This is a genomic window from Streptomyces sp. B1866 (genome assembly GCF_031932565.1).
GTDB lineage: Bacteria > Actinomycetota > Actinomycetes > Streptomycetales > Streptomycetaceae > Streptomyces.
The window spans coordinates 1-13,337 of the sequence record NZ_JAVSCF010000180.1; the positions used below are offsets into that span (position 1 = coordinate 1).

Genomic DNA, 13,337 nt, shown 5'->3' on the forward strand with positions numbered 1-13,337 from the left:
GCGCGCGCCCGGCGGGCCGGGGACCGGACGCCGGCGCGCACCCGGGCGGTACCGCCGGAGCCACGGGGCGTGCGCCCGGAAACCCACCGGGCGCACGGCCGGAACCGCCGGGCGCGGCCGGACCCCCGGGCGCGCGCCCGAGCACATGCGGCCGCCGGGCGGCACGGCGGGATTCCCGGGAACCCCCGGGCGCACAGCCGGAACCCGGGCGCACAGCCGCGATCACCAGCCGCACGGCCGGAACCACCAGCCGCACATCCGGAACAAAAAGTTCGCCCCATCCGCCGTCGCCCGCATAGCCTCCTGCGTATGAGTGCAGACCACACCCGGATACCCCGGCCGCCCGGGGCGTCCCCCGAGCCCGGCTCCGCCCCCGTCGTCTGGCTGCCCGTCCCGCCCGCCGAGGTCGACGGCCTGCCCGGCGGCCTGGAGTACGCCCACTGGGACGGCGGTGACCGCTATCCCACCGACCCCGCCCGCTGCGCGTTCTACTGCGCGCCGTACCTGGCGGCCTACGAGGTGTGGACCCGCCCGCTGCCGGAGATGGCGAACCTGCGCGTGCTCCAGACCCTCACCGCGGGCACCGACCACGTCGAGCCCGCGCTGGCGGGCCTGCCCGCGGGCGTACGGGTGTGCAACGCGCGCGGCGTCCACGACGCGAGCACCGCCGAGCTGGCCGTGACCCTGATCCTCGCCTCGCTGCGCGGCGTCCCCGACTTCGTGCGGGCCCAGGAGACGGGGGAGTGGCGGTCCGGCTTCCGGCCAGCGCTCGCCGACAGGTCGGTGCTGATCGTCGGGTACGGCAGCGTCGGGAGCGCGATCGAGGACCGGCTCGCGCCGTTCGAGTGCGAGCGTGTGACGCGCGTCGCGCGCTCCCCGCGCACGACCGCGCGCGGCCCCGTGCTTCCGATCACCTCACTGCCTCAACTGCTCCCCGGCGCAGACGTCGTCGTGCTCGTGACACCGCTCACCGAGGCCACCCGGCACCTTGCCGGGGCGGAGTTCCTGGCCCGGATGAAGGACGGCGCGCTGCTGGTGAACGTCGCGCGCGGGCCGGTCGTGGATACGAAAGCCCTGCTCACAGAGGTGGAGTCGGGGCGTATCACGGCGGCGCTCGACGTGACGGACCCCGAGCCGCTGCCGCCCGGCCACCCGCTGTGGCGGGCTCCCGGTGTGCTGATCACGCCGCACGCGGGCGGTCCGACGTCCGCGTTCCTGCCGCGCGCCAAGCGTCTGATTAGTGCCCAGTTGCGGCGTTTCGCTGCTGGTGAGCCGCCTGAGCACGTCGTCACCACCACTGGCTGAAATGCTTCTGGCCGCACACATTGGCATCGTATGAATGCACTCCGTATATATAACCCCCGTACCGATTACACTCTGTAGATGACCTATGTCCCTGAGTGACCAGTTGGTGTATCGTCGCGAACGGGGGCTGCGCCACTTCAGGGAAACGGCGGCAGCAACGACCGGGAACCGAGGGGGGCGACGGGCGATGTACGGCCACTTGATCAACGACCGGACCCATCTGGGGCGACGCCTGCGACATTCCCGCGCCCCCGGGCGGCTGCCACGGCCGCGGCCCGCCCCCGCCCGTGCGGCCCGCGGCGGGCCCCGCGCCAGGCGGGCGGTCGTGCGATGAGCGCCACCGGAGCGATGCTCACCCGGCCGGTCATGCCGGGCGGCGGCACCGGACTGCTGCCCCAGTTCCTGCTCGCCGTGGTCTGCGGAGGATACGCGGCCGGCGCCCTGCTCGGCTGGGGCTCCGGCACGCTGGCCCTGGTCATGGGCGACTTCGGCCTCAGCGCCGCGGCGCTGGCCGCCGCCGTCTCCTGCCTGTGGTACGGGCGGCGGTGCTCCGGGCCGGTGCGCCCGGCGTGGCTGCTGTTCGCCGTCTCCTCGGCCATGGCGGCCCTGGGCAACGGCGTGTGGGGCTGGTACGAGGTGGTGCTCCACCGCCCCGTGCCCTCCCCCTCGCCCGCCGACTTCTGCTTCCTGCTCTTCGCACCGCCGGCCATCGTCGGGCTGCTGGTGCTCGCCAAGCGCCCGGTGACGCGTGCGGGCTGGCTGTGCCTGGCCCTGGACGCCTCGTTGATCGCCGGCTCGCTGGTGACCCTGGCGTGGAGCCTGGCCCTGGCGCACACCGCCCGGTTCGGCGCCGGCGGCAGCGTGGCCCGCGCCGCGCTCACCCTGGCGTACCCGCTGCTGGACATCGTGCTGGTCAGCATGGTGCTGGCGCTGCACTACCGCAGGTCGTCCGGGCACCGGGCGGCGATCAACACGGCCATCGCGGCGTACGCGCTGACCGTCCTGTGCGACGCGCTGTTCACCTCCCCGCTGCTGCGCGAGCACTACCGCTCGGGGCAGATCCTGGACGCCGGCTGGTTCGCCGGGTCCCTGCTGCTGGCGTACGCGCCCTGGGTGGCCCGGCGCGAGGACGCCGCCGAGGCCCGCGCCGCCGCGCGCCGCCCGGCGCCGGGGCCCGCGAGCCCGCCGGTGGCCGGCTGGCTCGCCGCCCTCGCGCCGTACCTGGCCGCCGCCGTGTGCACGCTCGGCATCCTGTACAACGTGACCCACGGCCGGCCCGTGGACGGGGTGGTGCTCTTCACCGCCTGCGCCGTGGTGCTCGCCCTCGTCGTCCGGCAGGCGATCATGCTGCTGGACAACATCTCGCTCACCCACGAGCTGGCCCAGAAGGAGAACCACTTCCGCTCCCTGGTGCAGAGCTCCAGCGACGTGATCATGATCGCCGCCCCCAACGGCGCCCTGCGTTACGTCAGCCCGGCCGCCGCGGGCGTCTACGGCCGCGACGCCGACGAGCTCACCGGCTCCGAGCTGTCCTCGCTCATCCACCCCGACGACCTGGGCGCGGTCGTCCACGAGGTGCGCCGCTTCCTGGCCGCCTCACCCGCCGAGGAGCCCACCACCCGCATCGAGTGCCGCTTCCGCTCCGGCAGCGGCGACTGGCTCAACGTGGAGTCGACCGTCAGCCGGCATCACGGGGGCCTGATCTTCAACAGCCGCGACGTGACCGAGCGGGTCCGCCTCCAGGCCCAGCTCCAGCACAACGCCGAGCACGACGCGCTCACCGACCTGCCCAACCGGGCCCTGTTCACCCGGCGCGTCGCGCAGGCGCTCACCGGGCGCCGGCACACCGACGCGGGCACCGCCGTGCTCTTCATCGACCTCGACGGCTTCAAGGCGGTCAACGACACCAACGGCCACCACGCGGGCGACGAGCTGCTGATCCAGGTCGCCCGGCGGCTCCAGGAGTCGGTACGGGCCGGGGACAGCGCCGCCCGGCTCGGCGGCGACGAGTTCGCCGCCCTCATCCTCGGCGACGGCAGGACCGACCCGGCCGCCCGCGAGCGCGGCATCCTGGAGCTGGCCGAGCGGCTGCGCGTCCGGCTCTCCCAGCCGTACCGGATCGACCCCGAGACCGAGGTGCGGGTCGCCGCCAGCATCGGCGTCGCCTTCGCCGAGCCGGGCATCTCGCCCTCGAACCTGATGCGCAACGCCGACCTCGCGATGTACCGCGCCAAGAACCGCGGCAAGAACCGCGTCGAGCTCTACGCGCAGCACCTCCAGGCCGAGGTGACGCGCCGCGCCGAGCTGGCCACCCGGCTGCGCGCCGCGCTCGACGACGGCGAGTTCGTGCTGCTGCACCAGCCCGTGGTGGAGCTGGCCACCGGGCGGGTCACGGCCGTCGCCGCGCAGCCGCGCTGGCGCTCGGCGCAGGGCATCTTGTTCACGCCGGCGGAATTCCTGCGGGCGGCCGACAGCGGGCGGGGCGGCGCCGACGCCGCCCGCACCGCCGAGCTGAGCCGCTGGACGCTGGAGGCCGCCGTCGAGCAGGCCGCGCGGCGCCGCGAGGACGGGTTCGCCCTCCCGGTGTGCGTCCGCCTGCCGGCCGGCCGCCTGGTGGACCGCACGATGCCGCCCAGGGCCGTCGAGGCCCTGCTCGCCCGGCACGGGCTGCCCGCCGGGTCGCTGATCCTGGAGCTGACCGACAGCGGCCCGCGCGTGCCGCTGGACGAGCTGGAGGACGGCCTCGGCGCGCTGCGCCGCATGGGCGTACGGGTCGCCCTCGACGGCTTCGGCCTGGGGTACGCCGCCATAAGGGCGATGCGGCGGCTGCCCATCGACGTGCTGAAGGTGGAGCGCGAGCTGGTGGAGGGCGTCGCCGAGTCCCCCCGGCTGCACAAGATCACCTCCGGGCTGCTGGGCATCGCGAGCGACCTGGGCATGCAGTCCATCGCCGAGGGCGCCGACCTGCCCGAGCAGGTCACCGCCCTGCTCGACATGGGCTGCACGCACGCCCAGGGCATGGCCTTCTCCGGGCCGCTGGACGAGCCGCGGCTGCGCCGCGCCCTCGCCCGCGGCAGCTACCCGGTCCCCCGCTCGGAGGCCCCGCTGCTGGTCGCCGCCGCGCTGCCGGTGCGCCACCTCGGGCACGTCGGCCACGTGGGGCACGCCGGCCACACGGTCAGCCACGGCCCGTGGCTGACCGACCTGGCCGGCCAGACAGCCCACGGCCACCACGTCCACCACCCGGCCCACGGACTCCACGGCTCCCACCTGCCCCACCAGACACCCGCACCCCACCCGGCTCCGGCGGCCCACGCGGCCTCCTCGGCCGTTCCCTCGATCCGCTCAAATACTGAGACAGCCGTACCGCCGGCTTGACACTCGGTGCGCGGCGGGGAGAGGGTCGGTGCCATGCGCACCCGAATTCTCGTACGTGGACAGCGCGTCGGCTGAACCAGGGCCCCAGGGCTGAACAAGACCCGGCCCTGCGGACGACCACCGGCGCGCTCCCCTCGCTTGCCTTCCGGCACGAGGGGTTTTTTGTTGCACTGGCACCCTCACACCCGCACACCCTCACTTCGAGAAGAGAATCCGATGACCGAGCAGGCCACCGGGGCCCACCAGTCCCAGCCCAGGCCCCGAAGCGGCGGGCCGCAGCCCGCCCCCGTCGAGCACGTCACGGGCGCGCAGTCCCTCATCCGCTCGCTTGAGGAGGTCGGCGCCGACGTCGTCTTCGGCATCCCGGGCGGGGCCATCCTGCCGGCGTACGACCCGATGATGGACTCCTCGAAGGTGCGGCACGTCCTGGTCCGGCACGAGCAGGGCGCGGGCCACGCCGCCACCGGCTACGCCCAGGCCACCGGCCGGGTCGGCGTCTGTATCGCCACCTCGGGGCCGGGTGCCACCAACCTCGTCACCCCGATCGCCGACGCCCACATGGACTCCGTGCCGATCGTCGCGATCACCGGCCAGGTGCCCTCCAAGTCGATCGGCACCGACGCCTTCCAGGAAGCCGACATCTGCGGTATCACCATGCCGATCACCAAGCACAACTACCTGGTGACCGATGCCGCCGACATCCCCCGGGTCGTCGCCGAGGCGTTCCACATCGCGGCCACCGGCCGGCCGGGACCGGTCCTGGTCGACATCGCCAAGGACGCCCTCCAGGCCCGTACGGTCTTCTCCTGGCCGCCGCACACCGACCTGCCCGGCTACCGCCCGGTCACCAAGCCGCACGCCAAGCAGATCCGCGAGGCCGCCCGGCTGATCACCCAGGCCGAGCGCCCCGTGCTGTACGTGGGCGGCGGCGTGCTGAAGTCCCGCGCCACCGCCGAGCTGCGGGTGCTCGCCGAGCTGACCGGGGCGCCGGTGACCACCACGCTGATGGCCCTGGGCGCCTTCCCCGACCGGCACCCGCAGCACCTGGGCATGCCGGGCATGCACGGCACCGTCGCCGCCGTCACCGCCCTGCAGAAGGCCGACCTGATCGTCGCGCTCGGCGCCCGGTTCGACGACCGCGTCACCGGCAAGCTCGACTCCTTCGCGCCGCTCGCCAAGATCGTGCACGCCGACATCGACCCGGCCGAGATCGGCAAGAACCGCGTCGCCGACGTGCCGATCGTCGGCGACGCCCGCGAGGTGCTCGCCGACCTGGTCGTCGCGGTCCAGGCCGAGCTGGACGGCGGCCGGGCCGGGGACGCCGCCGCGGAGAAGTACGCCGCCTGGTGGGCCGACCTGAACCGCTGGCGCGAGACCTACCCGCTCGGCTACGACCTGCCCGCCGACGGCAGCCTGTCGCCGCAGGCCGTCATTCAGCGCATCGGCCAGCTCGCGCCCGAGGACACCATCTACGCCGCGGGCGTCGGCCAGCACCAGATGTGGGCCGCCCACTTCATCGAGTACGAAAAGCCCGCCACCTGGCTGAACTCCGGCGGCGCCGGCACCATGGGCTACGCCATCCCGGCCGCCATGGGCGCCAAGGCCGCCTGCCCGGACCGTACGGTGTGGGCCATCGACGGCGACGGCTGCTTCCAGATGACCAACCAGGAGCTGGCCACCTGCGCCCTCAACGGCCTGCCGATCAAGGTCGCGGTCATCAACAACGGCGCGCTCGGCATGGTCCGCCAGTGGCAGACCCTCTTCTACAACCAGCGCTACTCGAACACCGTGCTGCACTCCGGCCCGGGCGGCTCCGAGCAGGTGGACGGGCAGGCCCTGCGCGGCACCCGCGTGCCCGACTTCGTCCGGCTCGCCGAGGCCATGGGCTGCGTCGGCCTGCGCTGCGAGGACCCGGCCCAGCTCGACGCCGTCATCGAGAAGGCCAACGCCATCAACGACCGACCGGTGGTCGTGGACTTCATCGTCCACCAGGACGCCATGGTCTGGCCGATGGTCGCGGCCGGCACCTCCAACGACGAGATCCTGGCCGCGCGCGGCGTGCGCCCGGACTTCGGCGACGCCGCCGACGACTGACCGCCGCCGAGACGAGCCAGACCTCAAGGAAAGAGCCCCCGATGTCCAAGCACACGCTCTCCGTCCTGGTGGAGAACACCCCCGGCATCCTGGCCCGGATCGCCGCGCTGTTCTCCCGCCGCGGGTTCAACATCGACTCGCTCGCCGTCGGCGTCACCGAGCACCCCGACATCTCCCGTATCACCATCGTGGTGAACGTCGAGGAGCTGCCGCTGGAGCAGGTCACCAAGCAGCTCAACAAGCTGGTCAACGTGTTGAAGATCGTGGAACTGGAGGGCAACTCCGCGATCCACCGCGAGCTGGTCCTGGTGAAGGTCCGCGCTGACAACGAGACCCGCTCCCAGATCGTCGAGATCGTCCAGCTCTTCCGCGCCAAGACCGTGGACGTCTCCCCGGAGGCCGTGACCATCGAGGCCACCGGCAGCAGCGACAAGCTCGAAGCCATGCTCAAGATGCTGGAACCGTACGGCATCAAGGAGCTGGTGCAGTCCGGCACCATCGCCATCGGCCGCGGCGCCCGCTCCATCACCGACCGGAGCCTGCGCGCCCTGGACCGCAGCGCCTGACGCCTGAACCGGCGCGCCGGGCGTCCGGCCAGGGCCCCGCGCCCCGGCCGGGCGCCGCGCCGCCGTACGCCTCACCGCCCCGCCTGTCATACGGTGGGGCGCACACACCGAACGCTAGGAGATTCCCCAAAGTGGCCGAGCTGTTCTACGACGACGACGCCGACCTGTCCATCATCCAGGGCCGCAAGGTCGCGGTTCTCGGTTACGGCAGCCAGGGCCACGCCCACGCGCTGTCCCTGCGCGACTCGGGCGTCGACGTCCGCGTCGGCCTGCACGAGGGCTCCAAGTCCAAGGCCAAGGCCGAGGAGCAGGGCCTGCGCGTGGTCACCCCGGCCGAGGCGGCCGCCGAGGCCGACGTGATCATGATCCTGGTGCCGGACCCGATCCAGGCCCGGGTCTACGAGGAGTCGGTCAAGGACAACCTGAAGGACGGCGACGCGCTGTTCTTCGGCCACGGCCTGAACATCCGCTACGGCTTCATCAAGCCCCCGGCCGGCGTCGACGTGTGCCTGGTCGCGCCCAAGGGCCCCGGCCACCTGGTGCGCCGCCAGTACGAGGAGGGCCGCGGCGTGCCGTGTATCGCGGCCGTCGAGCAGGACGCCACCGGCAACGCCTTCACGCTGGCCCTGTCGTACGCCAAGGGCATCGGCGGCACCCGCGCGGGCGTGATCAAGACCACGTTCACCGAGGAGACCGAGACCGACCTGTTCGGCGAGCAGGCCGTGCTGTGCGGCGGCGCGTCCGCGCTGGTCAAGGCGGGCTTCGAGACCCTGGTCGAGGCCGGCTACCAGCCGGAGATCGCGTACTTCGAGTGCCTGCACGAGCTGAAGCTCATCGTGGACCTCATGTACGAGGGCGGCCTGGAGAAGATGCGCTGGTCGGTCTCGGAGACCGCCGAGTGGGGCGACTACGTCTCCGGCCCGCGCGTCATCACCGACGGCACCAAGGCCGAGATGCGCAAGATCCTCGCCGAGATCAAGGACGGCTCCTTCGCCAAGGACTGGATGGCGGAGTACAACGCCGGCCTGCCGCGCTACAACGAGTACAAGAAGGCCGACGCCGACCACCTGCTGGAGACCACCGGCAAGAAGCTCCGCAAGCTGATGAGCTGGGTCGACGACGAGGCGTGAGCCGTACGGCCGGGCGGCGGGCGACGAGCCGGCCCCGCCGCCCGGCCGGCCCCGCCCGCCCGTACGGCCCCGTACGGCCCGTACGCCCGGGGAGCCGCCCGTATGGCCGAAAAAGGCCCCTACGGCCCCGGGGAGCCCCGTACGGCCGGAAACCCGCCCGTACGGCACCCGTCGCCCGTACGGCCCTGGCGCGGCCGCCGCGACGGGCCGCGTCGCGCGGGCACGCCGCCCCCGCGCCCGGCCGCCACTACACTGCACAGCACAAGCGCGTCAGGCTCACAACGTCGTGTGTCTTCCACGCGGCTGACCCCTTCACCGCCTGCGGCCGTCGGGACGGCCGTCCGCGAGAGCACTAGTGAGGACTGAAGACCACGTGAGCACTGCCACCCGGGTCAAACCCGTCGTACTCATCGCCGAGGAGCTGTCGCCCGCCACCGTCGACGCCCTCGGACCGGACTTCGAGATCCGGCGCTGCGACGGCGCCGACCGGGCCCAGCTGCTGCCCGCCATCGCCGACGTCGACGCGATCCTGGTGCGCAGCGCGACCCAGGTCGACGCCGAGGCGATCGCCGCCGCCCGGAAGCTGAAGGTCGTCGCCCGCGCGGGCGTCGGCCTGGACAACGTCGACGTGTCCGCCGCCACCAAGGCCGGCGTCATGGTCGTCAACGCGCCGACGTCCAACATCGTCACCGCCGCCGAACTGGCCTGCGGCCTGCTCGTCGCCACCGCCCGCAACATCCCGCAGGCCAACGCCGCGCTGAAGAACGGCGAGTGGAAGCGCAGCAAGTACACCGGCGTGGAGCTGAGCGAGAAGATCCTCGGCGTCGTGGGCCTGGGCCGCATCGGCGTGCTCGTCGCCCAGCGCATGTCCGCCTTCGGCATGCAGGTCGTCGCCTACGACCCGTACGTGCAGCCCGCGCGCGCCGCGCAGATGGGCGTCAAGCTGCTGACGCTGGACGAGCTGCTTGAGGTGTCCGACTTCATCACCGTGCACCTGCCGAAGACCCCGGAGACCGTCGGCCTGATCGGCGACGAGGCGCTGCACAAGGTCAAGCCCGACGTGCGGATCGTCAACGCCGCGCGCGGCGGGATCGTGGACGAGGAGGCGCTGGTCGCCGCCCTGAAGGAGGGCCGGGTCGCCGCGGCGGGCCTCGACGTCTTCAGCAAGGAGCCGTGTACCGACTCCCCGCTGTTCGAGTTCGACAACGTGGTGGCCACCCCGCACCTGGGCGCCTCCACCGGCGAGGCGCAGGAGAAGGCGGGCATCGCGGTCGCCCGGTCGGTGCGCCTGGCGCTGGCCGGCGAGCTGGTGCCGGACGCGGTGAACGTGCAGGGCGGCGTCATCGCCGAGGACGTCAAGCCCGGTCTGCCGCTGGCCGAGAAGCTGGGCCGGATCTTCACCGCCCTGGCCGGCGAGGTCGCGCCGCGGCTGGACGTCGAGGTGTACGGCGAGATCACCCAGCACGACGTGAAGGTGCTGGAGCTGTCGGCGCTCAAGGGCGTGTTCGAGGACATCGTCGACGAGACCGTCAGCTACGTGAACGCGCCCCTCTTCGCCCAGGAGCGGGGCATCGAGGTGCGCCTGACCACCAGCTCGGAGTCCTCCGAGCACCGCAACGTGATCACCGTGCGCGGCACCCTCGCCGGGGGCGACGAGGTGTCGGTCTCCGGCACGCTGTCCGGGCCGAAGCACCTCCAGAAGATCGTCGCGGTGGGGGAGTACGACGTGGACCTGGCGATGGCCGACCACATGACCTTCCTGCGCTACACCGACCGGCCCGGCGTGGTCGGCACGCTCGGCCGCATCCTCGGCGAGGCGGGCATCAACATCGCGGGCATGCAGGTCTCGCGGTCGGCGGCGGGCGGCGAGGCGCTGGTGGCGCTGACCGTGGACGACTCCATCCCGCAGCCGGTGCTGACCGAGATCGCCGACGAGATCGGCGCCACCTCGGCCCGCTCGGTCAACCTCGTGGCGTAGGCCCGAAGGACGGCCCGCCCGGGCCCGGCTCCCGCTGCGGTGGGGCCGGGCCCGCGGTGCCTGACGGCCCGTCGGCGGGTACGGTAGGTTCGCGTCAACTGAGCACAGAGCGACGGCGGCCCCCGGGGCGGAGCGGCGCCGTCGATGGGGGGCGGGACTGTGGCGACGCGATCGGCGCCGACGCCGGACCGGGCCTAGGCGGCCAGGCCCGTGGACGGGGACTTCGAGCTGGAGATCCGGCCTGATCCGGAGCCCGACACCTACGGCGTGCGCGTGCTGCGCTCGCCCGCGGGCGGCGAGCCGGCCGGCCGCATGCGGCTGGACGTGGACGGCATCCTGCGGCGGCGGCCGGACCTGGAGACGGCGGTGCTCGCCTCCGGCGTGCCCGCCCGGGGCCTGCCCACCGCCAGCGAGCTGCCGGTGCGCCAGGTCGGCGAGCTGCTGTTCCGGGCGCTGTTCGCCGACGCGAGCGTGCGCGGCGCGTACCGGGCCAGCCAGATGGCGGCGCACCAGACCGGCGACCGGCTGCGCGTGGTCCTGCGGCTGAGCACCCCGCAGCTCGCGGCGCTGCCCTGGGAGGCCCTGTACGACCCGGAGACGCAAGGCTACGTCTGCCGCTCCCAGCCGCTGGTGCGGCACGTCCCCGCGCCGTACGTGCCGCCGCCGCTGGAGGTCCGGGCCCCGCTGCGCATCCTGGGCCTGGTCGCCGCGCCCCGGGGCTACGCCGAGCTGGACGCGGAGGCCGAGCGGCGGCACCTGGAGCAGGCGCTGGCCCGGCCGGTCGCCGAGGGTCTCGCGGAGCTGGTGTGGGCGCCGCGCGCGAGCTGGGAGGCCATCCACGACCTGCTGCTGTCGGGCGAGCGGCACATCCTGCACTTCATCGGCCACGGCGACTACGACGCGGTCACCGAGGAGGGCGTCCTGGTGCTGGAGGGCGAGGACGGGCGGCCCGACCGGGTCGAGGCCGGGCGCCTGGCCGACCTGCTCCGGGAGGCCCGGCCCACGCCGCGGCTGGTGGTGCTGAACTCCTGCTCCTCCGGGCGGACCGGCGGGTACGACCTGTACTCCAGCACGGCGGCGACGCTGGTGCGCAGCGGCATCAGCGCGGTGGCGTCCATGCAGTTCAGCGTCAGCGACCGGGCCGCCGTCGACTTCGCGCGCGCCTTCTACACCACGCTCGTGCACGGCCGTACGGTCGACGCGGCGGCCGTCAGCGGGCGGGTGGGCATCCTGCGCACCCGCAACACCCTGGAGTGGGTCACGCCCGTGCTGCACGTGCGCGGGAACGTCACCGACCTGTTCGCCATCAAGGGCCCTGCCCGCCCGGTCCTGCGCCCGGCGGACCCGGCCCCCGGGACGGCACCGGCCGCCGTACGCGAGGACCCGCCGGCGCCGGACCCGTCCCCGCGGGCGGCGTCCGGCTCCGCCGCGCCGGTGGGACTGGTCGTCGTCGGGGAGGGGAACGTGGTGGTGTCCGCCCACGACGGCTCGCCGGTCACGGTCGGCCCCCGGGAGCCCGCCGCGCCGGAGCCCGCCGAGCGGCACGACACCGGCTCCTTCGCGCTGGCCCTCAGCGTCGTGGCCCGTACGACCCTGTCGGCCAATGTGAACGTGGTGGCCTGGCACCCGCACCGCCCGCTGCTCGCTGTCGGCGGCTACCAGAAGTGGGTGAACTTCTACAGTGTGTCCGGTGATGAGCCCGTATTCGATGTAGCCCGAAGGCCCATCGAGGTGGGCTTCGCGCTCAACCAGGTGTTCGACGTGGCGTTCCACCCGCACCGGACGCAGATGGCCGTGGCGGCCCGGCACCGGAAGGTGGAGATCCGGCAGCTTGCCGACGGGATGCCGGTGCTCACGGTCGACCACGGCATGTGGCAGTCCGCCCGCGCGGTCGCCTTCAGCCCGGGCGGCACCCACCTGGTCACCGGCACCGACAGCGGCACCGCGCACATCTGGGACCTGTTCACCCGGACGCAGGTGACGCTGCCGCACGGCAAGCCGGTCCGCAGCGTGGCCGTCAGCCCAGACGGCACCCTGGTGGCCACCGGCAGCCTGGACTACACGGACTGGGTCTGGGACGCCGCCACCGGCGACCTGCTGGACGCCTGGTCCCACACCGCCCCGGTGCACTCGGTCGCCTTCGGTCCGGACAGCCGCCTGCTGGTCACCGGCTGCGGGGATGGGGTCGCCTGGGCCTGGCGGCTGCGCATGGACGCAGAGACCGGCCAGGTCACCGGCCGGACACGGCTGCTGCGCGCGGCCCACGGGGCCGTGGTCCACTCGGTCGCCGTCAGTCCGGATGGCCGGTACCTGGCGACCGGCAGTGTCGACCACACCGTCCGCGTGTGGAGCCTGACCGACGGCCGGGAAATGTTCCGGTCCACCCACGGTGGCGCCGTGCGGTCGGTGGCCTTCAGCGCGGACGGCCGGTACCTGGCCGCCGGGGGCGACGACCGGACGGTGCACGTGTGGTCGGTCAGCGAGGTGCCGCGCGCAACCGGGCGGCCTTGAGCGCCATGTGCAGCAGCAGCCGGTCCGCGCCCGAAGCCAGGTCCAGACCGGTCAGCTGGGCCGCCCGGGAGAGCCGGTAGTAGAGCGTCTGCCGGTGTACGCCCAGTTCGCGCGCGGTACGCCCGGCCTGCCCGGCGCAGTCCAGGTACACCTCGGCGGTGTGCGCCAGCACCGCGTGCGCGGGCTGGAGGAGGGTCCGTACGGCGGGGTCGGGGTCGGCGGCGGGCAGGGCGGTCAGCAGCCGGTACGCGCCGATGTCCGGCCAGGCGGCGACCGGCCCGAGCCGCGGCTCGGCCCGCGCGGCCCGCGCGGCGGCGTACGCCTCCCGCCACGCGGCGGGCACGTCGGCCAGGCCCCGGCGCGGGGCGCTGAGCC

Annotated in this window: 8 protein-coding genes; 7 read left to right on the plus strand and 1 reads right to left on the minus strand. The window is 73.7% G+C overall.

Features of this window, described 5'->3' with window-relative positions; all coding sequences use genetic code 11:
* Positions 1 to 309: 309 nt before the first annotated feature.
* The 7 genes from RKE29_RS21205 to RKE29_RS21235 all read left to right on the plus strand — a co-directional run bounded on the left by RKE29_RS21205 (position 310) and on the right by RKE29_RS21235 (position 12,962).
* Positions 310 to 1,305 (plus strand): 2-hydroxyacid dehydrogenase, encoded by a 996-nt coding sequence (locus tag RKE29_RS21205; RefSeq protein ID WP_312007094.1) that lies wholly within the window; start codon positions 310 to 312, stop codon positions 1,303 to 1,305.
* Between the two features lie 330 nt (positions 1,306 to 1,635).
* Entirely contained in the window at positions 1,636 to 4,683 is a 3,048-nt protein-coding gene (locus RKE29_RS21210) for an EAL domain-containing protein (RefSeq protein WP_312007095.1), read from the plus strand.
* Positions 4,684 to 4,899: 216 nt separating this feature from the next.
* Positions 4,900 to 6,777: an acetolactate synthase large subunit gene (locus tag RKE29_RS21215; RefSeq protein ID WP_312007096.1), complete on the plus strand. Its 1,878-nt coding sequence runs from the start codon at positions 4,900 to 4,902 to the stop codon at positions 6,775 to 6,777.
* A 41-nt stretch (positions 6,778 to 6,818) separates the two neighbouring features.
* Complete coding sequence (gene ilvN / locus RKE29_RS21220) at positions 6,819 to 7,343, plus strand: acetolactate synthase small subunit (RefSeq protein ID WP_312007097.1); 525 nt, start codon at positions 6,819 to 6,821, stop codon at positions 7,341 to 7,343.
* A 131-nt stretch (positions 7,344 to 7,474) separates the two neighbouring features.
* The gene (ilvC, locus tag RKE29_RS21225) at positions 7,475 to 8,473 is read left to right on the plus strand and encodes a ketol-acid reductoisomerase (protein WP_312007099.1); all 999 of its coding nucleotides are present in this window, start codon (positions 7,475 to 7,477) and stop codon (positions 8,471 to 8,473) included.
* A 373-nt stretch (positions 8,474 to 8,846) separates the two neighbouring features.
* Positions 8,847 to 10,451 carry a phosphoglycerate dehydrogenase gene (gene serA, locus RKE29_RS21230; RefSeq protein WP_312007101.1) on the plus strand — a complete coding sequence of 535 codons (1,605 nt, stop codon included), beginning with the start codon at positions 8,847 to 8,849 and terminating at the stop codon, positions 10,449 to 10,451.
* Positions 10,452 to 10,661: 210 nt separating this feature from the next.
* Positions 10,662 to 12,962, plus strand: coding sequence for a CHAT domain-containing protein (locus RKE29_RS21235; protein WP_312007102.1), 2,301 nt, complete (start codon positions 10,662 to 10,664; stop codon positions 12,960 to 12,962).
* Here RKE29_RS21235 and RKE29_RS21240 read toward each other — a convergent pair.
* Positions 12,928 to 13,337, minus strand: a 410-nt coding sequence (locus RKE29_RS21240; protein WP_312007103.1) for a helix-turn-helix domain-containing protein, incomplete at its 5' end; no start/stop codon positions are given. The two genes, RKE29_RS21235 and RKE29_RS21240, sit on opposite strands and share 35 nt — an antisense overlap.